Source organism: Nonomuraea mangrovi (genome assembly GCF_042681425.1).
Taxonomy (GTDB): Bacteria; Actinomycetota; Actinomycetes; order Streptosporangiales; family Streptosporangiaceae; genus Nonomuraea; species Nonomuraea mangrovi.
The window spans coordinates 244,428-266,578 of record NZ_JBHUFV010000033.1; the positions used below are offsets into that span (position 1 = coordinate 244,428).

A 22,151-nucleotide genomic window follows, 5' to 3' on the forward strand; every position below is an offset into this window, starting at 1 on the left:
TCGGGGCTTTATAGCTGGAACAACGGGGGTGTGCAGAGCAGGGTTCCCTCTGGGTAGATATGTCGGCATGGAGCCGGTCCAGGCACTGCGTGACATCGCGTTCCTCCTGGAACGCGCGGGCGAGCCGACCTACCGGGTGCGAGCCTTCAGGCGGGCCGCCGCCGCGGTCGAGGACCTGCCGCAGGACGAGCTCGTACGGCTGGCGAGGGCCGACGCCCTGGCCGACCTGCCGGGCATCGGCAAGGTCACCGCGCTGGCCATCACCGAGGCGCTCGACGGGAAGACCCCGACCTACCTGCGCAGACTCCAGGCCACCGAGGGTGCCGACCTCGACGAGGAGAGCGCCGCGCTGCGGGCCGCGCTCAAGGGAGACCTGCACTCCCACTCCGACTGGTCGGACGGCGGCTCCCCGGTCGAGGAGATGGCCGCCTCGGCGAGGGCGCTCGGCCACGAGTACTGGGCGCTGACCGACCACTCTCCGCGGCTGACGATCGCCAACGGCCTGTCGGCCTCGCGGCTGCGCAGGCAGCTGGATCTGGTGGCGGGGCTGAACGAGAAGCTCGCGCCGTTCAGGATCCTCACCGGCATCGAGGTGGACATCAACCTCGACGGAACCCTCGACCAGGATCCCGCGCTGCTGGCCCGCCTGGACGTGGTGGTGGCGAGCGTCCACTCCAAGCTGCGCATGAACACCCACGAGATGACCCGCCGGATGGTGACCGCCGTCGCGAACCCCCACGTCGACGTGCTGGGTCACTGCACCGGCAGGATCGTCAAGGGCGGTGGCAGGCGGGGCGGCCTGCGGCCCGAGTCCGACTTCGACGCCGAGCTGGTGTTCGAGGCGTGCCGCAGGTTCGGCGTCGCCGTGGAGATCAACTCCAGGCCCGACAGGCTCGACCCGCCGAAGCGGCTGCTGCGGCTGGCCTACGAGATGGGCTGCGTGTTCTCCGTCGACTCGGACGCCCACGCGCCCGGGCAGCTGGACTGGCAGCGGTTCGGCTGTGAGCGCGCGGCCCAGTGCGGGGTGGAGGCCGAGCGGGTCGTCAACACCTGGTCCGTGGAGCGGCTGCTGGACTGGACGGCCGGCTAGCGGCGACGAGTGTGAGGCGCCGGTTTCGGCATGCCTGCCGTACTGCCCGATTCTTTGAAAGTTTTCGCTTCAGTATTGCAAGCGATGGAAACGCGGAGGTAGCGTCTGGGCGCGTCAGGCCGTTCTCTGCACCCCCCTGGAGACCCCCATGGCCCACCTCGACCGCCGCCGTTTCCTTCAACTCAGCGCCCTGGCCGCCACGGGAGGCGCGCTGAGCGCCTGTGGCGGCGGCACGTCAGGAACCTCGGCCGCAGGCAGCGGGAAGATCACGGTGTGGAGCTGGCAGGGCCCGGCCGCGATGATGAAGCAACTGGTCCCCGCCTTCGAGAAGCAGTTCCCCGCGATCAAGGTCGAGGTCCAGGACATCGGCAACCCCGCCATCTGGGACAAGATCACCGCAGGGCTCGCCGCGGGCGGTCAGGGGCTCGGCGACGTGCTCCACATCGGCGTGGACTACCTGCCGGCCTACGTCGAGAAGTTCCCCGACGGGCTGGCCGACCTGACGCCCCTGGGCGCGGGCAGGCACAAGACGGCCTTCGCGCAGGGCATGTGGGAGACCGTCAGCCGCGACGGCAAGGTCTACGCGCTGCCGTGGGAGGCCAACTCCGCGGGTTTCTACTACCGGGCCGACCTGTTCGAGAAGGCAGGCGTCGACGTCGAGGCGCTGCGAACCTGGGACGAGGTCATCGAGGCCGGCGTCATACTCAAGGAGAAGACCGGCGTCCAGCTTCTCGGCATCGACAAGCCCGCCACCCAGGCCGACTCGGCCAACCTCTTCCAGATGCTGCTGCAACTGCAGGACAGCTTCTACTTCGACATGGCGGGCAACATCACGCTCGACACCCCGCAGGCCGTCACCGCGCTCACCATCATCAAGAAGCTCAACGACGCGGGCCTGGTCGCCGACATGGCGGGCGGCTGGAACACGATGATCACCTCGATCAAGAAGGGCTCGGTCGCGGTCCAGGCCATGCCGACCTGGTTCGGCGGCATCATCGAGGAGACCGTCCCAGGCGAGAAGGGCAAGTGGAAGGTACGGCTGCCGCCGGCCGTCGCGGCGGGCGGCAAGGTCTCGGCCACCGTCAACTCCACGCACCTGGCCGTCGCCAACACCAGCAAGGACAAGGCCGCCGCCTACGCCTTCGCCGAGTTCGTGCTGACCAGGCCCGAGAACCAGGTCGCGATCTACAAGGGCAAGGGCATCGCGCCCGCCCTGATGAAGGCCTACGACGACCCCGTCTTCCACGAGGCTTCGGCGTTCTTCAGCGGGCAGAAGAAGGGCGAGATCTTCCTCGACGCGCTCAGGCAGCCCTCCTACGTCACCAACTACTCGGCCGACTACCCGCGGGCGCTGAAGGCGGTGACGGACGCGCAGAGCAAGGTCCTGCTCAAGGGCGCAGACCCCGCCACGGCGCTCAAGGAGGCGGCCGAGCTCGTCGCCCAGCAGACCGGCAGGAAGGTGCTGCGGTGACGGCGCTGGCGTCGCGCGCCACCGCGGCGAGGGCGACGGCGGCGCGGCGGTTTCCCGCGATGAAGGCGGCCCCCTACCTGTGGGTGCTCCCCGCCGTCGCGCTGTTCGCGATCTTCAAGCTGTATCCGATCGCCTGGTCGTTCTGGCTCAGCCTGTTCAGGACCGACGGCGCGCTGCAGACCTTCGCGGGCGTGGCCAACTACCAGCGCCTGGCCGGCGACCCCCTGTTCTGGACGGCGTTGCGCAACACCGTGGTGATCCTCGTGGTTCAGGTGCCGCTGATGCTCGCGCTCGCGGTCGCGCTCGCGGTGGCGTTCAACTCGCCGCTGCTGCGGTTCAAGGGCCTCATCAGGCTTGGGTTCTTCCTGCCGATGATCACCGGCCTGGTCGCGTACGGCCTGCTGTTCGCCGTCCTGCTCAACCCGCAGTCGGGGCTGGTCAACTGGGTGCTCGGCCTGGCCGGCATCCCCCCGGTGCCCTGGCTGACCGACACGGTGTGGGCCCGCATCGCCCTCGGCCTCGCCCTGACCTGGCACTACACCGGCTACAACGCGGTGATCTACCTGTCCAGGCTGCAGTCGCTGCCCAAGGACCTCTACGACGCGGCGGCCGTGGACGGCGCGGGCGCCTGGCGCCGCTTCGTGCACGTGACGCTGCCGGGACTGCGGCCGGTCATCCTGCTGACACTGGTGATGTCCACGATCGGCACGCTCCAGCTGTTCGACGAGCCCTACGTCCTGACGAACGGCGGACCCGACAACAGCACGCTGACGCTCGGCCTGTACCTGTACAACAACGGCTTCAAGTACCTCGACTTCGGCTACGCCTCGGCCATCGCCTACGCGCTCGCCGTCATCATCGGGATCCTCGGCATCGTGCAGTTCCGCGTGCTGGGAGACAAGCCGTGAGCCGAAGCATCATGCTGACCTCCACGCTGCTCGTCGCGGTCGCCGTGGTGCTGGTGCCGTTCTACTGGCTGGTCGTGGCCGGCACCCACAGCAGCGCCGAGGTCTTCGGCAGCCCGCCGCCGCTGCTGCCCGGCGGCCACCTGCTGGACAACCTGGCGGGCCTCGAGGCCAACGTCGGCTTCAGCCGGGTGGTCGGCAACTCCCTGCTCATCGCCACCGTTTACACGCTGCTGGCCGGCCTGGTCTGCACGATGGCGGGCTACGGGTTCGCCAAGTACAGCTTCCGGGGAAAGGAGTTCCTGTTCGGGCTGCTCATGCTGGGCCTGGTCATCCCCAGCCAGGTCACGCTCGTGCCGCTGTTCAAGATGATGCTGGCACTCGACTGGCTCAACACCTACCAGGCGATCATCCTGCCCAACCTGGCGCTGCCGTTCGGCGTCTTCCTCATGCGCCAGTCGATGTCCGCCCTGCCGTCCGAGCTGCTGTCGGCGGGAAGGGTGGACGGCTGTGGCGAGCTGCGGCTGTTCGTGCGGGTGGTGCTGCCCCCGATCAGGCCCGCGCTGGCCGCGCTCGGCATCTACCTGTTCCTCTACCAGTGGAACGACTTCGTGTGGCCGTTGATCGCGCTGCGCACCAGGGACGCCTACACGATCCCGCTCGCGATCGCCGCACTTCAGGGTGCCACCGAGACCGACTACGGCCAGATCCTCGCGGGCACGGCCGTGGCCGCGCTCCCGATGGCGGTCCTGTTCCTTCTCCTCCAACGACACTTCGTGTCCGGACTTCTCGCTGGAGCGGTGAAAGAGTGAGCGTCACGACCGCGGGCCTCGCGCCCGCGCCCACCGAGCCCCTGCTCGACGACGTACGGCTGGCCGTCCTGACGGACGCAGGCACGGCCGCCTGGCGGCTGCTCGGTGACGTGCTGGAGATCGGCTCCCACGAGAGACTGGAGATCCGGCTGTCGGTGCCGCTCGGCGACGCCGTCGGCTTCTGGCACCCGGCCTGCGACTGGCACCGGGCGCTCGTCGCCGACTGGGCGGGCTACCAACGGACTTCGCTGGTCGACGGCGCGGCGGCCGGCTGCCTGTACGACAGCCAGGGCCGCACGCTGCTCGCCTTCGCGGCCGAGGACGCGGTGCCCGAGGTGACGATGCGGTTCGGGGTGTCGGAGGAGTCCAAGACCTTCGTCGTGCACCTAGCCGTGCCCGCGGGGCCGTACCGGATCCACTTCGCCAGGAGCGCGCCCTCGGTGGCGACGGCGATGCGCGCGCTGCGGCGCGCGCTGGCGCATGCGATGGGGCAGGGCGCGACCGAGCCCGCGGAGGGGGCTCGGGAGCCGGTCTACTCCACCTGGTACGGCTTCGCCCAGGACGTCTCGGCGGAGGGCGTCGAGGCGGAGGCGGCGCTGGCGGCGTCGGCCGGGTGCGGCGTGCTCATCCTCGACGACGGGTGGCAGGAGTTCGGAAACGGGCGTGGATACGGGGGAGTCGGCGACTGGGTGCCCGACCGCCGGAAATTTCCCGACTTCGCGGCGCACGTCGCGCGCGTGCGGGCGCTCGGGCTGCGCTATCTCGTGTGGGTCGCGCCCCTCCTGCTCGGGCCGGGTGCGGCCTGCTTCGACGAGCTGGAACCCTACGCGCCCGCCTCGGCCGGAGCGCCGGGCGCCAGGGTGCTCGACCCGCGGCGGCCCGAGGTCAGGCGGCACGTCGTCGCGCTGTGCGCCAGGCTGATGGAGCTCGGGGTCGACGGCCTCAAGATCGATTTCCTCAACGAGGCGATGGCCTACGCCGGCAGTCCCGCGCTCGACGCCGACGTCCACGACGTGGGCACGGCCATGCGGATGCTGCTCGTCGAGATTCGGCAGGCGGTGGGGGAGCGGGCGCTGCTGGAGTTCCGCCAGCCGTACGTGGGGCCAGGGACGGCAGGGCTCGCCGACCTGCTGCGAGCCGACGACTGCCCGGCTGACGTGACCGCGAACAGGGTCAGGACCATCGACATCGCCTTCCTCGCCGTCGCGGGCACCGTGCACGGCGACATGCTGATGTGGGATCCGCGGGCGGGCGCGCACAGTGCGGCCAGGCAGATCATCGGGTCGCTGCACGCCGTGCCGCAGATCTCGGCGCGCCTGGCGGGGCTGCCGGAGGAGCAGCGGCGGATGGTGACGTTCTGGCTGGGGGAGTGGCGGCGCGTGCGGCACGTCCTGCTCGACGGCCAGGTCGAGCCCGGCAGGCCGGACGAGCTGTACCCGGTGGTGACGGCCGCCCGCGGCGACGAGTGCGTGATCACGGTGGCCGCGGAGCGGGTGGTGGCGGTCGACACCGCGGCCCACCGATCCATCACGCTGGTCAACGGCACGGGCGCGGGGCGGCTCGTGCTCGAGGTGTCGGGGCCGGGCGCCGACGTGGCACGCCTGCACGGGCCTGACGGCTCTAGGATCGAGCCGGTGGTACGGCGGCTGGAGGCGGGGCTGGTCTCGCTGGCCGTACCCGCTTCGGGGCTGGTGGTCCTGGAGACCTCGGGTGCGGCGGTCGTGGAGGAGGAACGGTGAAGATCGGTATCACCGAGGTCGCCGCGCGGGCGGAGGTCAGCGAGGCCACGGTCAGCAGGGTGATCAACCGGCGGGCCGGCGTGTCGGCCAGGACCCGCGAGGCCGTCGAGCGGGCCATGGCCGAGCTCGGCTACGAGCGCTCCACCAGGGGCCAGATCGTCGCCGTGATCACGCCGTGGCTGTCCAACCCGTGGTTCGCCGACGTCGCCGAGCTGATCGAGGCGGCGCTGGCGCCGCACGGGCTGAAGGGTGTGCTGTGCCCCGCGCTGCCCGGCGGCATACAGGAGCGCGAGTTCGTCTCCGCGCTGGCCGAGCACGGCGTGGCCGCGGTGGTGTTCCTGTCGGCCAGCAACACCCTCGACGACCCCGACCCCGAGACGTGCAACATCCTGGCGGCACGGCGGATCCCGTTCGTCGGCGTCAACGGCGGGTTCGAGGGGCACTCGATGCCCGTGCTGTCCACCGACGACGTCATGGCGGCCGAGCTGGCCGTCGACCACCTGTGGCGGCTGGGCCACCGCGAGATCGGGATCGCCTCGGGACCCGTCGGCAACAGGCCGGCCGACAGGAGGGTGGAAGGGTTCATCGCCGCCATGGCACGGCGCGGGGTGCAGGACCCTGAGTCCCTGGTGATGCGGCAGTACTACACGATCGAGGGCGGGCAGTCGGCGACGGCCGCGCTGCTCGGACGGGGGGTCACGGCCGTCGTGGCGGCCAGTGACTTCATGGCGCTGGGGGCGGTCAGGGCGATCAGGCGCGAAGGCCTGGCGGTGCCCGGCGACGTCTCCGTGGTCGGCTACGACGGTTCGATGATCATGGAGTTCGTCGACCCGCCGCTGACGACCGTCAGGCAGCCGATCGACCGGCTGGCCAAGGAGGTGGCGCGCAGCGTCGTCGCCCTGGTGAGCGGGCGCGGCGTGCCGGCCGGCGAGCTCATGTTCAGCCCTGAGCTGGTCGTGCGGGCGTCCACGGCGGCGCCTCGCTGAGAGCCGGCGGGTGCACGGTGGTGCCCCGCTGAGACTCCGCATCCCACTGCCCACGGATTGTGCCCATTCGATTCATCCGATGATCGGGAGTATCCATGAGGATGTTACCTGTCCTGCTCAGCTCTGTCCTGGCCGCAGGGCCCGTCGTGGTCGTCAACCCCGGCTTCGAGAAGGACACCGAGGGGTGGACCTTCACCGCCGGCACCGGCGTGGCCACCAACATGCCCCATGGCGGGGCCAAGCTCATCTACCTCGACGCGGGCCCCGGCAGGAGCGTCAGCCAGACGATCACCGTGCCCGCCGCGGGCACCTACTCGGTGTCGGCGTGGATCGCGACCGGCGGCGCGGGCGGCACGTTCACCGTCCTGCGCGGCGGCACGCCCGTCCAGACCCTCACGCTGCCCTCTCGTTCCACCTACTCCCGCTACACGATCTCCGACGTCGCGGTGGGCGAGGGCGACCGGCTCGGCATCGTCTTCGGGTCAGGATCCGGCTGGGTGAACGTCGACGACGTCATGATCTCTCCGGGGGCGAAGGCCTCGCCCACGGTCAGCTCGTCCAACCCGAAGATCGTCGAGATGTTCGGCTGGGCCAAGGCCAAGGCGGGATCATGGGTGCACCAGGACGGCGTGCCCGGCCTGCTCGACGTGGACGAGCGCCAGCCCGGCGGCACCGGTGAGGGCGTCTACACGCCCTCCTACTGGGCCGGGTACGCCAACCGCAGCGGCTACTACTCGCGCGACTTCGCCCACCAGCTCGCCGGCGCCCACATCCTCGGGCTGGCCGCCGAGAACAAGAACATGCTGCGCTCCTTCGCCCGGTCGGCGAGCGAGGAGCACAAGTACTACCCGGTGTGGGCGCTGAACTTCGACGCCTCCACCTACCTGTCCATCGACTACCGCTCGCCCACGAACTTCGTCCGCGAGGTCCCCGCCACCTTCGAACTCGTCGAGAAGGCCAACCAGGCCTTCCGGTGGTCGGGCGACCGCGCCTACGTCGACGACCCCGTGTTCTGGGACTACTACAAGCACGCGACGAACGAGTTCGTCGCCCTGCACGACGGCCAGCTCCCCAACGGCGTCGCCGAGGGCACCGGCAGGGGCATCTTCCAGGGCGCCGCCAGCTACAACGAGGTCAGCGGCGAGCCCCTGGCCGAGGCGGGCGACGCGATCGGGTCGCAGTACCAGGCCCACAACGCCCTCGCCGCGCTCGCGCTCGACAAGGGCGACCTCGCGCTGGCCCACGCCCAGGCCAAGCGGGCCCGCGCGGTCAAGGAGTACTTCAACAAGACGTGGAGCGTGAAGCAGGGCGGCGAGGACCTCGTCAGGGCGTACACCGTGGACGGGACGCCGCTGACCGGATTCGGCAAGGAGAACAGCTGGTTCATGCCGATGAAGGGCATCATCGACGCGGGGCCGCGCAACGACGCCTACCTCGACTTCGTCGACGCCGAAGCCACGGGGGCGGGACGGCCGCGCAACGTCGAGGCGCTCACCTACCTGCCGGACACGTTCTTCCGGCACAACCGCGCGGGCACGGCGTGGAAGTGGATGCAGGACGTGTACGACCAGCGCGAGGCCAGGCACGTCAACTCCCGCCAGGGACTGAACGGCGACTACCCGGAGGTGCCGTTCACGCTGGTCAGCCAGACGGTGGAGGGGCTCATGGGCATCCAGCCCGACGCGCCCCGCAGGACCGTGGCCACGCAGTCCCGGCTGCCCGCGGACATCGGCTGGCTGGAGGTGGCCGACGTGCCGGTCGGCTCCGGCAAGGTCACCGTACGGCATGACGGGGCGGTTTCCAGCACGTTCACCAACAAGGGGTCGTCGCCGGTGTTCTGGGACGCGCGGTTCGCCGGCAAGCACCGGTGGCTGGAGGTCAACGGGCACCGTTTCCCCGGAATCCCGCAGGTGATCGACGGGGTGACGTACACCGTGGCCAAGGTCCCCGTGCGCGCCGGCGGGACCGCGACCGTCAAGATCGCCTCCTAGCCGTCCGGCCCGCCGTACCCCACCCCTCCGGGAGTACGGCGGGCCGCACCGCGTACCGGCCACCGACCGTGACGGGCGGGCGACACTCCTCTCACCAACCCCTGTCACGCCGGCGGAATTGTCGGCATCGGCGCGTACCGTGCCGATTGTGAACCGTACCGATCGGCTCTACGCGCTCGTCGAGGACCTGCGCGCGATCTCCCCCAGGTGCCGGTCAGCGCGCCAGCTCGCCAAACGCTTCGAGGTCAGCGTCAGGACCATCGAGCGCGACATCGCCGCCCTCCAGGAGTCCGGCGTGCCCATCTACGCCGAGCCGGGCCGCAGCGGCGGATACGCGATCGACAAGACGCACTCCCTCCCCCCGCTCAACTTCACCCCCGCCGAGGCCGTCGCCATCGCGATCGCGCTCAGCAGGGCCGGCGACCAGCCGTTCGCCCGACAGGCGCGCAGCGCGCTGCGCAAGGTCGTGGCCGCGATGCCCGGCTCGGAGGGGGAGCTGGCCAGGGAGCTGGCCAGCCGCGTGCAGCTCATCGCCCCCGTGGAGACCGGCGAGCAGATCCAGCCGCTCGGGCGCGCGGGCGTCTCCCGCACGATCGAGGACGCCCTGCTGCGCAGGCGTGTCCTCCACCTGGAGTACGCCGACAGGAAGGGCGCTCTCACCTCGCGCGACGTCGAGCCCGGCGTGTTCCTCGGCGGGCGGGGCGGGTTCTGGTACCTCGTCGCCTGGTGCCGGCTGCGCGACGACGTGCGCGTGTTCAGGCTCGACAGGATCGCGGGCGCTTCGGTGAGCGAGGAGCGCTGCCCCGACCGGCCGCTGGAAGGGTACGTCTCGGACGTCCCCGACATGATCGTCCATGGCACGGTTCTCGATTAGTCGATCGAAAACACCGACATAGGGTTGTCGCATCCGCATCTTATCGTTGTCTTGTTCGAGAAACTTGACGACTTGGAGCGCACATGCTGAACACCGTGGCCTGGTTCGAGGTCGGCACCGACGACCCCGACGGAGCGCAGCGGTTCTACGGCGACCTCTTCGGCTGGACGTTCGCCTCCGACCCGAAGGCCCCGATGGACTACCGCTTGATCACCCAGGGTGAAGGCGACCGGCCCTCGGGCGGCGTGTACGGAAGCAAGGGCGAGTTCCCCAACTACGCCATCTTCTCCGTGCTCGTCGAGGACGTCGAGGCGACGTGCGCCAAGGTCGAAAGCCTGGGCGGCAAGGTCGTCCACAAGGTCATCAGCGCCGACGACACCAGCTTCGCCTACCTGAGGGACGTGGGGGACAACCTGTTCGGCGTCTTCACGCCGCCGGCCGGCTGACTCGCGTCACCCGTCCGCTGACGGGCGCCGGACCTTTCCCCCCGCCGCCCTGACAGGCGCCTTCCCCGCCATGGACGGGACGCGTGACGACCGCCTCCTGGGCGGTCCACCCTCCCTGGGCACGCCGCCAACCGCCGAGCGGCGGCGCGCCCAGGGCGTTCGCACCTCTGGCCGGTCCCTGCTCATCTCGCTCACCCGCCCGTCCCGGGCCGGTGCCCACCGGTTCAGGCAGGGCAGGATGCGTCCTTGTCGGGGACCTTGCCGTCGATCAGATACGCGTTGACCGCGCCCTGGATGCACTTGCTGCCCGACAGGTAGGCACCGTGCCCCTCACCCTCGTAGGTGAGCAAGGTGGCGGTCTTCAGCTGCTCGGTCAGCTTCGGCCCCCACTGGTACGGCGTGGCAGGGTCGCCCTTGCCCGCCACCACCACGATCGGCCCCGAGCCGGTGGCGTTGATCTTCCTCGCCTCGTTGCTGCCCGGCACCGGCCACGGCGTGCAGAACGTGCCGGCGCCCGCGCTCCCGAACAGCGGGGAGATCTTCAGCGCCGCCTTCTCGGTCCGGGCCAGCTCCTCCCTGCCCGGCCGTTCCGCGGTGTCCACGCAGGTGATGGCGGGGAAGCTGGACATCTCGGTCGTGTAGCTGCCGTCCGGCCTGCGGCCGGTATAGGTGTCGGCCAGATACATCAGCGCCCCGCCGTCCCCCTTCAGCCCCGACGACAGCGCGCTCTCCAGGAACGGCCAGCTCAGCTTGGAGTAGAGCGCGGCCGCGACCGCGGTGCTGGCCAGGCCCTGGGTCAGCGGGCGGTCGCCCACCTGCAGCGGAGAGACGACCATCTTGTTCAGGAAGGACTCGACCTTCCTGTTGGCCGCCTCGACGCTGCCGCCGAGCTCGCAGCCCTGGCTGACGCAGTCCTTCAGGAAGCTCTCGTAGGCCTGCTGGAAGCCTCTGCTCTGCGCCAGCGTCCGCTGCTCCAGGGTCACGCTCGGGTCGAGCGGCGCGTCGAGGACCATGCGGCCCACGTTCTTGGGGAACTTGGTGGCGTAGACGGCGCCGAGCTGCGTGCCGTACGACATGCCGAAGTAGTTGAATTTGGCGTCGCCGAGGGCGGCGCGCATCCTGTCCATGTCCTGGGCCGCGTTGACGGTCCCGACGTACGGCAGGACCGGGCCGGAGTCCTTGTCGCACAGCCGCGTGAACTGCTCGGTGCCGGCCTGGACCTTGGCCCTGGTCTCCTCGTTGGAGGGCAGCGTGTTGAGCGAGACATAGGCGTCCATGTCCTTGCCGGTGCCGCAGACGACGCCGCGGCTGCGCTGGACGCCGCGCGGGTCGAAGCTGATCAGGTCGTAGCGGGCGTTGAGAGCACCGAACGCCTTGACCGCCCGCGCCATCGTGTCCACGCCGGACGCGCCGGGGCCGCCGAAGTTGAACAGCAGCGACCCGAGCCGCTCGCCTGGACCCTTGGCCGGGATCCTGATCAGCGCCAGGTCGATGGTCTCGCCGTCCGGCTTGGCGTAGTCGAGCGGGACGGCCAGCTTGCCGCACTGCAGGCTGGCGTCGGGCGTGGCCGGCTGCCCGTCCGGCATGGTCAGGTCGGTGCAGGCGGCCCAGGTGATCTTCCCGGTCGCCCCCGCGTCGCCGGGTGCCGAGGCCGATCCGCCGGATGTCGGGCCGCCGGAGGCGTCGGTGGAGGTGCCGCAGGCGGCGAGCGAGATGGTCAGCCCTGCCGTCACGGCGACGGTGGTGAGTTCGCGGCGCATGGAATATCCCCCGATATCGAGTACCGGGGAAAATCCTTTCACATACCCAGCCTGGACGCCGAGCACGCCGCGCACGCCTCCCCTGGCGAGGCGGTCAGGGTGGGTAGAGGCGGCGTGCACCCCTCCAGAACACGCCGCCCCACGTATCAAAGACAGCTCGCGGGCCCGCCTATGACGCGGAAATCGAGGAAAAAAATGAACGAGCCCGCGCCGGCAGGGCGCGGGCTCGTTTTGTGCGACGGATCAGACGCCCATCGACTGGGTGTCGTTGCTCTCGGCGCCACCGGCCTCGGTGACCCCGTTCTTCAGGTGGTAGCGGGCGATCGCCTCGCGCAGCACCTCGCCGTCGAGCTCGCCCCGCTTGACCAGCTGGGTGAGCACCGCGAGCGTGATCGACGCGGCGTCGACGTGGAAGTGACGGCGCAACGCCGAACGGGTGTCGGACAGGCCGAACCCGTCGGTGCCCAGCGAGCTCCAGTCACCCGGCACCCACTGCGCGATCTGGTCCTGCACCGCCTTCATGTAGTCGCTGACGCCCACGAACGGCCCCTGCGCGCCCTGCAGGGCCCTGGTGACGTACGGCACGCGCTGCTCGGAGTCGGGGTTGAGCAGGTTGTGCTCCTCGCAGGCCAGCGCCTCGCGGCGCAGCTCCGACCAGGACGTCGCCGACCAGACGTCGGCCGAGACGCCCCACTCCTCCGCCAGCATGCGCTGGGCCTCCACCGCCCACGGGCCCGCGACGCCCGAGGAGAGGATGTTGGCCTTCGGCCCCTCGGTCCGGGGGGCGGCGGCGAACCTGTACAGGCCCTTCAGCAGGCCGTCCACGTCGAGGTCGGCGGGCTCGGCCGGCTGTACGTAGGGCTCGTTGTAGACGGTCAGGTAGTAGAAGACGTTCTCCGGCTGCTCGCCGTACATCCTCCTGAGGCCGTCCTTGACGATGTAGGCGGTCTCGAACGCCCATGAGGGGTCGTAGGAGACGGCCGCCGGGTTCGTCGAGGCGATCAGCGGGGTGTGGCCGTCCTCGTGCTGCAGGCCCTCGCCGTTCAGCGTCGTACGGCCGGCCGTCGCGCCGATCAGGAAGCCCCTGCCCATCTGGTCGCCGAGCTGCCACATCTGGTCGCCGGTCCGCTGCCACCCGAACATCGAGTAGAAGATGTAGATCGGGATCATGTGCTCGCCGTGCGTGGCGTAGGAGGTGCCCACCGCGGTCATCGAGGCCATGGAGCCCGCCTCGTTGATGCCCTCGTGCAGGATCTGGCCCTCGGTCGACTCCTTGTACGACAGCAGCAGATCCCTGTCGACGGCCTCGTAGGTCTGGCCGTGCGGGCTGTAGATCTTCGCCGTCGGGAACATCGCGTCAAGGCCGAAGGTGCGCGCCTCGTCGGGGATGATCGGCACGAACCTCTTGCCGATCTCCTTGTCGCGCATGAGGTCCTTGAGCAGACGCACGAAGGCCATCGTGGTAGCCACCTGCTGCTTGCCCGAGCCCTTGGAGAACTGCTTGTAGACCTCGTCGCCCGGCAGCTTGACCGCCTTGGCGCGGACCATGCGCCTGGGGAGCACGCCGCCCAGCGCGGCGCGGCGCTCCTTCATGTAGGCGATCTCTTCGTCGTTCTCGCCCGGGTGGAAGTACGGCGGCAGGTCGCCCTCGAGCGCGGAGTCGGGGATCGGCAGGTAGAGCCGGTCGCGGAACTCCTTCAGCTCGGTCTTGGTCATCTTCTTCATCTGGTGCGTCGCGTTGCGCGCCTCGAAGTCCTTGCCGAGCGTCCATCCCTTGATGGTCTGGGCGAGGATGACCGTCGGCTGGCCGACGTGCTCGCGGGCCGCCTTGAAGGCCGCGTAGACCTTGCGGTAGTCGTGGCCGCCGCGCGACAGCTTGCGGATGTCGTCGTCGTTCAGGTGCTCGACCATCTTGCGCAGGCGCGGGTCGCTGCCGAAGAAGTTGTCGCGGATATAGGCACCCGACTCGACCGAGTAGGTCTGGAACTGGCCGTCAGGCGTGGTGTTCATCTGGTTGACCAGGACGCCGTCGACGTCGGCGGCCAGCAGCGGGTCCCAGTCGCGGCCCCATACCACCTTGATGACGTTCCAGCCGGCGCCGCGGAAGTACGACTCCAGCTCCTGGATGATCTTGCCGTTGCCGCGGACGGGGCCGTCGAGCCGCTGCAGGTTGCAGTTGATGACGAACGTGAGGTTGTCGAGCTCCTCGCGGGCGGCCAGGCCGATCGCGCCGAGCGACTCGGGCTCGTCCATCTCGCCGTCGCCGAGGAAGGCCCAGACGTGGCTCCTGGAGGTGTCCTTGATCTGGCGGTTCAGCAGGTAGCGGTTGAACCGGGCCTGGTAGATCGCGCTGATCGGGCCGAGGCCCATCGACACGGTCGGGAACTCCCAGAAGTCCGGCATGAGCCGCGGGTGGGGGTAGGAGGGCAGGCCGTGGAAGCCGTGCGACAGCTCCTGCCGGAAGGCGTCGAGCTGGGCCTCGTTGAGCCGGCCCTCGAGGAAGGCGCGGGCGTAGATGCCCGGCGCGGCGTGTCCCTGGAAGAAGACCTGGTCGCCCGACTCGCCGTGGTCCTTGCCGCGGAAGAAGTGGTTGAAGCCCACCTCGTACAGGGAGGCGGCGGAGGCGTACGTGGCGATGTGGCCGCCGACGTTCGTGCGCGCGTTGGCGCGCGAGACCATCACCGCGGCGTTCCACCTGATGTAGGCCCTGATGCGACGCTCGACGTGCTCGTCGCCGGGGAACCAGGGCTCGCGCTCCGGGGGGATGGTGTTGATGTAGTCGGTGCTGCGCAGGCCGGGCACGCCGACCTGGTGCTCACGGGCCCGCTCCAGCAGGCGAAGCATCAAGTAGCGGGCGCGCGTGCGACCCTCGGTCTTGATGACGTTGTCGAGGGACTCGAGCCACTCGTTGGTCTCGCTGGGGTCGACATCAGGCAGCTGGCTGGGTAGGCCGTCGCTGATGATCGAGAAACGCTGGCGTCCGGAAGCCACTGGGTCTCGCCTTCCGAGGATCGACTGATGTCTGGGTTGGGTCGCCTTCCATCCTGGTCGCTAACTCCGGAAAGTGCATCTCTACTGACCGGTAACCAGAACGTCCCTGCTGGCAGTGACGCTGATGGTGGCCTAGACCACCGATGGTAGGACGAATCGCCACCAAAGGTTACAGTGCAGGCCAGATTTATCAAGACTAGAAAAGATACGAAATTTCGCCCGGCGCTGTGGCCTCGGGGGCAGGCGCGACGGAGCGGCGCTCGCCACGCAGTATAGGAACGGTCTCGCGCACGCCTTCCGCCGGGACCACGCGTCGCTCACCACGGTCCCGCGAGCGCGGGAAGCCGGAGTTCACCGGTCGCCCGTCACGGTCTCGCGCGCGCCGGAGCACGGGTCGCGTGTCACGGGCTCGCTGGCGCGGGCCGTCGGATCGCGGGTCGCTTGCAATGGGCCCGCGCGCGCCGACCGTCGGATCGCGGGTCGCTCGTCGCCGTCTCGCACGCATAGGCGATCGGGTCGCCGGTCGCGGTATTGCGCGCGGCGGCCGTCGGGTCGCGGGTTACGGTCTTGCGCGCGCCCGTCGCCGGAGCCCCGGGCGCTCGCAGGCATCGGTACGGCAGGCGGCCCCGCCGTACCGGCGTTCGGCTCGTTCGGCTCGGCTCGGTCGGGCTCGGCGGGGCTCGGTCGGGCTCGGATTCGCGTTCAGGCGGGGGCGGCGAGCTGTGTCGGCTTGCGATCAGGGCTCTGCGGTGTCGGCTCGCGACCAAGATCGCGGTATCGGCATCGCGATCAGGCGGAGGCGGCGAGCTCGGCTCTGGCGGCCGCGACGACGGCGTCGCCCGCGACCTTCAGCGCCTCCGTGTCGCGCAGTGACCTGCACAGCACGAACGCCCCCTCCAAGCTTGTCACCAGGCAGATCGTGAGCCTGCGCGCCGCCTCGTGCGACAGCCCGAACCTGGCGAACCCCTCCGTGCCCGCGGCGATCCACGCGGTGAAGACGTCGGCGGTCGCCCTGCGCAGGGACTCGTTCGTGCCGGCCACCTCGAGGGCGACCGTGGCGATGGGGCAGGCGTCGGCGTAGCCGGTCTCGACCAGCGTGTCGGCCGCGGCGGAGAAGAACGTCTCGATCCCGCTGACGAGGTCGGGCGCGGGCGCGATGAGGACGTCGAAGAGCTGGACGTACGACATCCCCGCCGTGCGGATGACCTCCTCTCCCAGCTGCTCCTTGCCGCCGGGGAAGAAGTGGTAGAGCGATCCGAACGGCGCGTTGGCTGCGGCGACGATCTGCTTCAGGCCCGTGCCCGTGTAGCCGTTGCGGCGGAAGAGCTCGGCGCTCGCGTCCAGGATGCGTTCCTTCGTGTTGCCCACCATCCGACTCTACCCTACTCTCTCGCTAGAGCGATCTATCAAATCGGAGGCGATCGTGCCGGAGATCGAGCTGTCGGCAGGGACCATCGACTACGAGGACACCGGGGGCGAGGGGCCGGTCCTGGTGTTCCTGCACGGGGTCACGATCGACGGCTCCGTGTGGCGCGAGGTGGTGGCCGGCCTGCGCGACGGCCACCGGTGCGTGTGCCCGACGCTTCCCCTCGGCGCGCACCGCCGTCCGATGCGGCCCGACGCCGACCTGTCGCTCCAGGGCGTGGCCCTGCTGGTGGCGGAGTTCCTCGAGCGGCTCGACCTGCGCGACGTGACGCTCGTGCTGAACGACTGGGGCGGCGGGCAACTGCTCGTCCCGCTCGGAAGGGCCGAACGGGTCGGCAGGCTGGTCCTCACCGCATGCGAGGCCTTCGACAACTACCCTCCGGGGCTGCCCGGCCGCCTGATCGAACTCGCGGCCAGGACCCCTGGCGGGCTGTGGCTGACCACTCGGATGCTCGGGCTCAGGTCCTTCCGCAGGGCGCCAGGCGGGTGGGGCTGGATGAGCAAGCGGCCCGTGCCCGACGAGGTGATGGACCGCTGGTTCGGGCCCGTCAGGGCCAGCCGGGCGATCAGGCGGGACCTGGCCAAGTACGCGGTGTCCGTGCCGCCGCGGCGGGTCCTGCTCGACTGGGCCGAGGGACTGCGGTCCTTCAAAGGGCCCGTCCTGGTGGCGTGGGCGGTGGAGGACAGGCTGATGCCACGGGATCACGGGCCGAGGCTCGTGGCGCTGTTCGAGGACGCGAGGCTGGTGGAGATCGAGGACAGCTACACGCTCATTCCCGAGGACCAGCCCGGGGTGCTCGCCCGCGCGATCGAGGAGTTCGTCGGCGAGACCGCCACGGGCGGATCGCCCGCCTGACACCGCCCATCCGACCCGTCCCGCTGTGCTCCGACCCGTCCCGCTGTGCCCGGAGGAGGGGGTGGATCGCCCGGCCGGCAACGCCCGGTCGTGTCCGGGGAGGGGGTGGACCGCCCGCCTGGTAACGCCCCGCCGTACCAGGAGGAAGGGGGTGGATCGCCCGCCTGAACCCGCTCGGCGTGCGCGGCGGGGCCGGGGAGGACGTAAGGAGGGCCGGGCGGCTGGGGCCTTCTGGAAAGCGTGTGGGCGCAGCGTAACGTTTCGATTATCTTTTGCCCTTCTACCTCGGTGGAGGGGCTTTTCGGATCGGCTCCGCCGTACGAAGGTGGAGGTATGAACGCGACGGTAGGCGACCGGCTCCTTATGCACGGGAACACCGTTGGAGAAGGGGACCGGCGCGGGGAGATCATCGAGGTACGCGGCTCCGACGGGGGGCCTCCGTACATGGTCAGGTTCGAAGACGGTCACACCGGCCTGGTGTTTCCTGGCCCGGATGCGGTCGTCGAGCATGCGTAGGATTTCCATGTGAAATCCCAGATCATCTCGCTGACCACGGGGTCGCGCGAGACGGTACTCGACATCACGAGCGAGTGCGCGGACTTCGTGCGCTCGGTGGGCGGCGACGGCTTGCTGCACGTGTTCGTGCCGCATGCGACGGCGGGAGTGGCGCTGCTCGAGCTCGGCTCGGGCAGCGACGACGACCTCCTGGCCGCACTCGACGACCTGCTGCCTGCCGACGACAGGTGGCGACACGCCCACGGATCACGGGGTCACGGCCGGTCTCACGTGATGCCCGCCCTGATCCCGCCCTACGCCACCGTTCCCGTGCTGGGCGGGCGGCTGGAGCTGGGCACGTGGCAGTCGATCGCCATCGTCGACCTGAACGTCGACAACCGTGAACGGCAGGTTCGCTTGTCGTTTTTGTCTGATTAATTCGTGTGGAGTACGGCCGTCATCGTGGCGACCGTTGACGACTGAGGGTCACAGCGTGTGGACTGTCCCGAAGCGATGACCGCATATCAGGAGGGATACAAGTGAGCGCGACCGCGGGTCAGGCGCAGGGCGAGCGCGGCCTGGCCGAACGACTCGGCCTCAAGCCGGGTCAGGTGGTGCAGGAGATCGGTTGGGACGAGGACAGCGACGATGAGCTTCGCGAGTCCATCGAGAACCTGACCGGCACCGAGCTTCTAGACGAGGAAACCGACGAAGTAGCCGACGTGGTGCTGCTGTGGTGGCGCGACGGCGACGGCGACCTCTTCGACGCTCTCAGCGATGCGATGCGATCTCTGGCCGACGCGGGCCAGATCTGGCTCCTGACTCCCAAGGCCGGCAGAGACGGCCACGTGGAGCCGAGCGACATCGGGGAGGACGCCGCCACCGCGGGCCTCTCGCAGACCAGCAGCATCTCCGCAGCACCCGATTGGTCGGGGACCAGGCTCGTGGCGCCCAAGGGCCGTCGCTAGCTAGACGTGACGCCTGCCGTACGACCGAGGAGGTCGTACGGCAGGATGAATCGCATGGCTCCCGACTTCGAACTGCCCGACCAGCACGGCACCCCGGTCAGGCTGTCCAGCCTGCGGGGCAGGCGGGTGCTGTTGATCTTCTATCCGCTCGCGTTCAGCGGCGTGTGCCGCAGCGAACTCGGCCAGGTGCGCGACGAGCTCATCCCACGCCTGCCCGCCGACGTCCAGGTGCTGTCGGTCTCCGTCGACTCCATGTTCACCCATCGTGCGTGGGCGGAGCAGGAGGGGTACGAGTTTCCCCTGCTATCCGACTTCTGGCCACATGGACAGGTCGCTGAGGCGTACGGTGTGTTCGATGAGACGAAAGGGCTCGCCAAGCGCGGGACCTTCCTCATCGATGGCGAGGGCGTGATCAGGTGGTCGGTCGTCAACCCGATCTCCTCGGCGCGTGATGTCGCCGACTATCTCAAAGCATTGTCCTGACTGTCGTATCGGAGGACACCATGCCCTGCTACCGGTGCGGGGCCCGGCAGACCGACCCGGTTCGCGGCGCGAGTCCGTGGCGGCGTGGGGTGCGCGGCGAGGTCCAGGTGCTCATCTGCCCTGACTGCCAGCGTGCCCACGACCTCGAACTCGACCTGTGCGAATCCTGCGGCTCCACGTCGCTCATCTGCCGGCTCGGCGAAGTCGAGTGCCGCGACTGCGGCTCGGTACGGCTCGCGCGGCTCACCGAGCCCGCAGGATCGGAGCCGCCCCCCGGCCTGGCCGACGAGGTCGAGGCGGCCCTCAACAGAGTGCTGGGTCTTTCCCGACAATAGGGTGCGCTATCGTTCATAGCCGTTGACCTGCCACCCGCCTCCCAGGATGACCGCTATGAGTTCCTACGTTGTCGCGCTCGATGTCGGCGGCACGTCCATGAAGGGCGGCCTCGTCAGCGAGAACGGCCAGGTGCTGGTCACCGACCGGCGCGCCACACCGCGCGCCGAGGGGCCTGACGCCGTCGTCACCGCCATCCGCGAGTTCATCGCCGACCTCGCCGCCCGCGGAGGGGCGGGCCTCGCGGGAGTCGGCCTCGCCGTCCCGGGGCTCGTCACGGCCACCAGCGCCGTCTACGCCGCCAACCTCGGCTGGCGCGACGTGCCCGCGCAGGCCTTCGTCGACATGGACGTCCCCGTCATGCTCGGACACGACGTCCGCACCGGCGGGCTCGCGGAGAGCGTCCTCGGCGCGGGACGCGGCGTGTCCGACTTCCTGTTCCTGCCCATCGGCACCGGCATCGCCGGCGCGATGATCCTTTCCGGCCGGCCGTACGGCGGCGCCGCAGGCTGGGGCGGCGAGATCGGCCACATCCCCGTCTTCCCCGACGGCGAGCCGTGCGCCTGCGGTCAGCTCGGCTGCCTGGAGACGTACGCGTCCGCGGCCTCGGTCGGACGGCGCTACAGCGAGCGCTCAGGCGTGCCAGGGGTCAAGGCGGAGGAGGTCGTCGCCTCCGACGACCCGGTGGCCATAGAGGTGTGGGACGAGGCCGTTGAGGCGCTCTCACTGGCGCTGGCCACGTACACGCTCCTGCTCGACCCCTCCGTCATCGTCCTCGGCGGCGGCCTCGCCGAGGCGGGCCCCGCCCTGTTCGATCCGGTACGCACGAGGCTGGTCAAGCGACTCGCGTTCCGCGACGCGCCCCCGCTGGTGCCGGCGTCGCTGGGAGTGAACGCGGGCATGCTGGGCGCGGCCCTGCTGGGCTGGACCGCGGCCGGCCGGCCTTCGGTAGGGGAAGGATGGACAATGGATGTGCGATCGGCGCCCGCGGTGTCGTAAGGTGTAGTGCCGATCAGGGGCGGTTAGCTCAGCGGTAGAGCACTCGCCTTACAAGCGAGGGGTCACTGGTTCGATACCAGTACCGCCCACCAGCGCAAAGAAGCCCGGTAGCGATCTTGCTACCGGGCTTCGTGCCATTAGCGTGCCATTAGGTCGAGTTGATCATTGTGTCTATCGCGTTGACGATCTTGCGGTCGGCCTCTTCGGTGCTGTGCTGGTAGATCAACGCGGCGCGCACCGAATCGTGACCCATCCGCGCCATGAGATCTTTGAGGCTTGCGCCGGACGCGGCGGCGATCGTGTTGCCTGTGTGGCGAAGATCATGGAAGTGCAGACCAGGCATGCCGATCTTCTTCGTGTTCTCGTCCCACTTGGCCGCGCGCCTGAAGTTGCTTCGGCGCAGGACGCCGCCCCGTGAGCCGGTGAAGATCAGGTCATCTGGTTCTGGTCCCGTGAACGAGTCGAGATGTTCCTGTACGGCGGGGATGATCGCCTGCGGGATGGCGACCGTGCGAACACCGGCGCGTGACTTGGGCGGCCCGACCAGGAGTTCGCCAGTGTCCAGCTCGACGTGCTGTTGCCGAACGCTGACCGTGCCCTTCGCCAGGTCCAGGTCCATCCGCCGTAGGGCGGCCACCTCACCCCACCGCAGGCTCGCGAAGGTGGCCAGGAGGATCAGTGCCCGCAGACGCTTCACGACGAGGTCAGCCAGCTTGAAGACCTGCGCCACCGTGAGCACCGGTCGCTCATCGGGCTTCTCCTCACCGGCTCCCCTGATGCGACAGGGGTTGCGCGGGATGATCAGGTCGTCTGCCGCCGTCATGAGCACGGCGCGCAGGAAGCGGTACGCCTTGGCCACCTCCGACGCGCCGACGCCGTTCGAGATCAGCGCGACCCGCCACTCTCGAACGGCCGACGTGTCGATCTTTCCGAGAAGGAGCCCAGCGCATCAAGGTCAGGGGTCAAGGTCGTTCGTCCAGTAGGGCGCTCCACCTTGACCCCTGGCCTTGATCCGCTGCATTGCATGTGGGACGAGGCAGACGGGAAGATCGGGCAGGGCGGAGCGCGAGGTAGGGGATTCCTGCCGTTCGATCCCATGTGGCATGCTCTGCGCTGTGACTGAGCCCGAGGATCCTCAGCTCTACCGTTCGCCGACCAATGCCCCCGAGGACTATGAAACGGTCCGAACCATAGGGACTGTCTCCATGGTCGCCGGTGTCGCCATATCGTTCGGGATTCTGATCTTCGATGGACGATCCCCCTCGTGGCCATGGCTCGTTGGTCTGTGGATCATGGCCCTAATCGGCATTGGCTTGCGGGTTGAGGCGGGAATTCGTGAGCGTCGACGCTCTTAAGCATTGGCGTGCCATCGACGTGCCATTAGAGCCACGTGGGGGACCACATCGGGCGTGAGTGTGGGCCCCGCCAACTTCACAGATGTCCATGATCGCCGTGCCATTAGCGTGCCATTAGGCCACGTCGAGTGAGCCTCATGCCGCGAGGTGAACGAGGCTCCCACGCACGTCA

At 69.4% G+C, this 22,151-nt stretch carries 20 protein-coding genes and 1 tRNA gene; 17 read left to right on the forward strand and 4 right to left on the reverse strand.

The features are described from left to right. Positions 1–67: 67 nt before the first annotated feature. From ACFSKW_RS19515 to ACFSKW_RS19555, 9 genes are all read left to right on the forward strand, one after another. Positions 68–1,090 (forward strand): PHP domain-containing protein, encoded by a 1,023-nt coding sequence (locus ACFSKW_RS19515; protein WP_379573688.1) that lies wholly within the window; start codon positions 68–70, stop codon positions 1,088–1,090. A 148-nt stretch (positions 1,091–1,238) separates the two neighbouring features. Beyond that, entirely contained in the window at positions 1,239–2,561 is a 1,323-nt protein-coding gene (locus ACFSKW_RS19520; protein WP_379573689.1) for an ABC transporter substrate-binding protein, read from the forward strand. Continuing rightward, positions 2,558–3,469, forward strand: coding sequence for a carbohydrate ABC transporter permease (locus ACFSKW_RS19525; RefSeq protein WP_379573690.1), 912 nt, complete (start codon positions 2,558–2,560; stop codon positions 3,467–3,469). The genes ACFSKW_RS19520 and ACFSKW_RS19525 overlap by 4 nt, the downstream gene beginning before the upstream one ends. Further along, positions 3,466–4,278 (forward strand): carbohydrate ABC transporter permease, encoded by an 813-nt coding sequence (locus ACFSKW_RS19530; protein WP_379573691.1) that lies wholly within the window; start codon positions 3,466–3,468, stop codon positions 4,276–4,278. Before ACFSKW_RS19525 ends, ACFSKW_RS19530 begins: the two co-directional genes overlap by 4 nt. Further along, entirely contained in the window at positions 4,275–6,017 is a 1,743-nt protein-coding gene (locus ACFSKW_RS19535; RefSeq protein WP_379573692.1) for a glycoside hydrolase family 36 protein, read from the forward strand. Before ACFSKW_RS19530 ends, ACFSKW_RS19535 begins: the two co-directional genes overlap by 4 nt. Further along, on the forward strand, positions 6,014–7,003 hold the full coding sequence (locus tag ACFSKW_RS19540; RefSeq protein WP_379573693.1) for a LacI family DNA-binding transcriptional regulator: 990 nt from the start codon (positions 6,014–6,016) through the stop codon (positions 7,001–7,003). Before ACFSKW_RS19535 ends, ACFSKW_RS19540 begins: the two co-directional genes overlap by 4 nt. 95 nt (positions 7,004–7,098) lie before the next feature. Then, complete coding sequence (locus ACFSKW_RS19545; RefSeq protein ID WP_379573694.1) at positions 7,099–8,994, forward strand: carbohydrate-binding protein; 1,896 nt, start codon at positions 7,099–7,101, stop codon at positions 8,992–8,994. 148 nt (positions 8,995–9,142) lie between these two features. Continuing rightward, complete coding sequence (locus ACFSKW_RS19550; protein WP_379573695.1) at positions 9,143–9,868, forward strand: helix-turn-helix transcriptional regulator; 726 nt, start codon at positions 9,143–9,145, stop codon at positions 9,866–9,868. An 83-nt stretch (positions 9,869–9,951) separates the two neighbouring features. Continuing rightward, positions 9,952–10,314 (forward strand): VOC family protein, encoded by a 363-nt coding sequence (locus tag ACFSKW_RS19555; protein ID WP_379573696.1) that lies wholly within the window; start codon positions 9,952–9,954, stop codon positions 10,312–10,314. A gap of 224 nt (positions 10,315–10,538) precedes the next feature. Here ACFSKW_RS19555 and ACFSKW_RS19560 read toward each other — a convergent pair whose 3' ends face one another. The 3 genes from ACFSKW_RS19560 to ACFSKW_RS19570 form a co-directional block, all read right to left on the reverse strand. After that, positions 10,539–12,074 carry an alpha/beta hydrolase gene (locus tag ACFSKW_RS19560; RefSeq protein ID WP_379573697.1) on the reverse strand — a complete coding sequence of 512 codons (1,536 nt, stop codon included), beginning with the start codon at positions 12,072–12,074 and terminating at the stop codon, positions 10,539–10,541. 243 nt (positions 12,075–12,317) lie between these two features. Further along, positions 12,318–15,065 carry a pyruvate dehydrogenase (acetyl-transferring), homodimeric type gene (gene aceE, locus ACFSKW_RS19565; protein ID WP_379573698.1) on the reverse strand — a complete coding sequence of 916 codons (2,748 nt, stop codon included), beginning with the start codon at positions 15,063–15,065 and terminating at the stop codon, positions 12,318–12,320. Positions 15,066–15,854: 789 nt separating this feature from the next. Then, positions 15,855–16,436, reverse strand: a complete 582-nt coding sequence (locus ACFSKW_RS19570; RefSeq protein ID WP_379573699.1) for a TetR/AcrR family transcriptional regulator — start codon at positions 16,434–16,436, stop codon at positions 15,855–15,857. Between the two features lie 52 nt (positions 16,437–16,488). On the opposite strand from ACFSKW_RS19570, the gene ACFSKW_RS19575 reads away from it, so the two are divergent. From ACFSKW_RS19575 to ACFSKW_RS19610, 8 genes are all read left to right on the forward strand, one after another. Then, the gene (locus tag ACFSKW_RS19575; protein ID WP_379573701.1) at positions 16,489–17,346 is read left to right on the forward strand and encodes an alpha/beta fold hydrolase; all 858 of its coding nucleotides are present in this window, start codon (positions 16,489–16,491) and stop codon (positions 17,344–17,346) included. A 333-nt stretch (positions 17,347–17,679) separates the two neighbouring features. Beyond that, positions 17,680–17,862 carry a DUF1918 domain-containing protein gene (locus ACFSKW_RS19580; protein ID WP_379573702.1) on the forward strand — a complete coding sequence of 61 codons (183 nt, stop codon included), beginning with the start codon at positions 17,680–17,682 and terminating at the stop codon, positions 17,860–17,862. Between the two features lie 9 nt (positions 17,863–17,871). Then, positions 17,872–18,279: a secondary thiamine-phosphate synthase enzyme YjbQ gene (locus ACFSKW_RS19585; protein ID WP_379573703.1), complete on the forward strand. Its 408-nt coding sequence runs from the start codon at positions 17,872–17,874 to the stop codon at positions 18,277–18,279. Between the two features lie 101 nt (positions 18,280–18,380). Continuing rightward, on the forward strand, positions 18,381–18,809 hold the full coding sequence (locus ACFSKW_RS19590; protein ID WP_379573704.1) for a DUF3052 domain-containing protein: 429 nt from the start codon (positions 18,381–18,383) through the stop codon (positions 18,807–18,809). Positions 18,810–18,854: 45 nt separating this feature from the next. Further along, positions 18,855–19,292 carry a peroxiredoxin gene (locus ACFSKW_RS19595; protein ID WP_379573705.1) on the forward strand — a complete coding sequence of 146 codons (438 nt, stop codon included), beginning with the start codon at positions 18,855–18,857 and terminating at the stop codon, positions 19,290–19,292. Positions 19,293–19,312: 20 nt separating this feature from the next. Beyond that, positions 19,313–19,627, forward strand: a complete 315-nt coding sequence (locus ACFSKW_RS19600; protein WP_379573706.1) for a hypothetical protein — start codon at positions 19,313–19,315, stop codon at positions 19,625–19,627. Positions 19,628–19,682: 55 nt separating this feature from the next. Next, positions 19,683–20,624, forward strand: coding sequence for an ROK family protein (locus tag ACFSKW_RS19605; protein ID WP_379573707.1), 942 nt, complete (start codon positions 19,683–19,685; stop codon positions 20,622–20,624). Between the two features lie 17 nt (positions 20,625–20,641). Beyond that, a tRNA-Val gene (locus ACFSKW_RS19610) sits at positions 20,642–20,716 on the forward strand. A 56-nt stretch (positions 20,717–20,772) separates the two neighbouring features. Here the strand turns inward: ACFSKW_RS19610 and ACFSKW_RS19615 are convergent. After that, positions 20,773–21,483, reverse strand: a complete 711-nt coding sequence (locus ACFSKW_RS19615) for a tyrosine-type recombinase/integrase (RefSeq protein WP_379573708.1) — start codon at positions 21,481–21,483, stop codon at positions 20,773–20,775. Positions 21,484–22,151: the final 668 nt, after the last annotated feature.

Bases quoted from the DNA above. Each gene is read 5' to 3' on its own strand.
- ACFSKW_RS19605 (WP_379573707.1), top strand. From the start codon at position 19,683: ATGAGTTCCTACGTTGTCGCGCTCGATGTCGGCGGCACGTCCATGAAG.
- ACFSKW_RS19560 (WP_379573697.1), bottom strand. From the start codon at position 12,074: ATGCGCCGCGAACTCACCACCGTCGCCGTGACGGCAGGGCTGACCATC.
- ACFSKW_RS19555 (WP_379573696.1), top strand. From the start codon at position 9,952: ATGCTGAACACCGTGGCCTGGTTCGAGGTCGGCACCGACGACCCCGAC.
- ACFSKW_RS19570 (WP_379573699.1), bottom strand. From the start codon at position 16,436: ATGGTGGGCAACACGAAGGAACGCATCCTGGACGCGAGCGCCGAGCTC.
- ACFSKW_RS19545 (WP_379573694.1), top strand. From the start codon at position 7,099: ATGAGGATGTTACCTGTCCTGCTCAGCTCTGTCCTGGCCGCAGGGCCC.
- ACFSKW_RS19600 (WP_379573706.1), top strand. From the start codon at position 19,313: ATGCCCTGCTACCGGTGCGGGGCCCGGCAGACCGACCCGGTTCGCGGC.
- ACFSKW_RS19520 (WP_379573689.1), top strand. From the start codon at position 1,239: ATGGCCCACCTCGACCGCCGCCGTTTCCTTCAACTCAGCGCCCTGGCC.
- ACFSKW_RS19595 (WP_379573705.1), top strand. From the start codon at position 18,855: ATGAATCGCATGGCTCCCGACTTCGAACTGCCCGACCAGCACGGCACC.
- ACFSKW_RS19580 (WP_379573702.1), top strand. From the start codon at position 17,680: ATGAACGCGACGGTAGGCGACCGGCTCCTTATGCACGGGAACACCGTT.
- ACFSKW_RS19515 (WP_379573688.1), top strand. From the start codon at position 68: ATGGAGCCGGTCCAGGCACTGCGTGACATCGCGTTCCTCCTGGAACGC.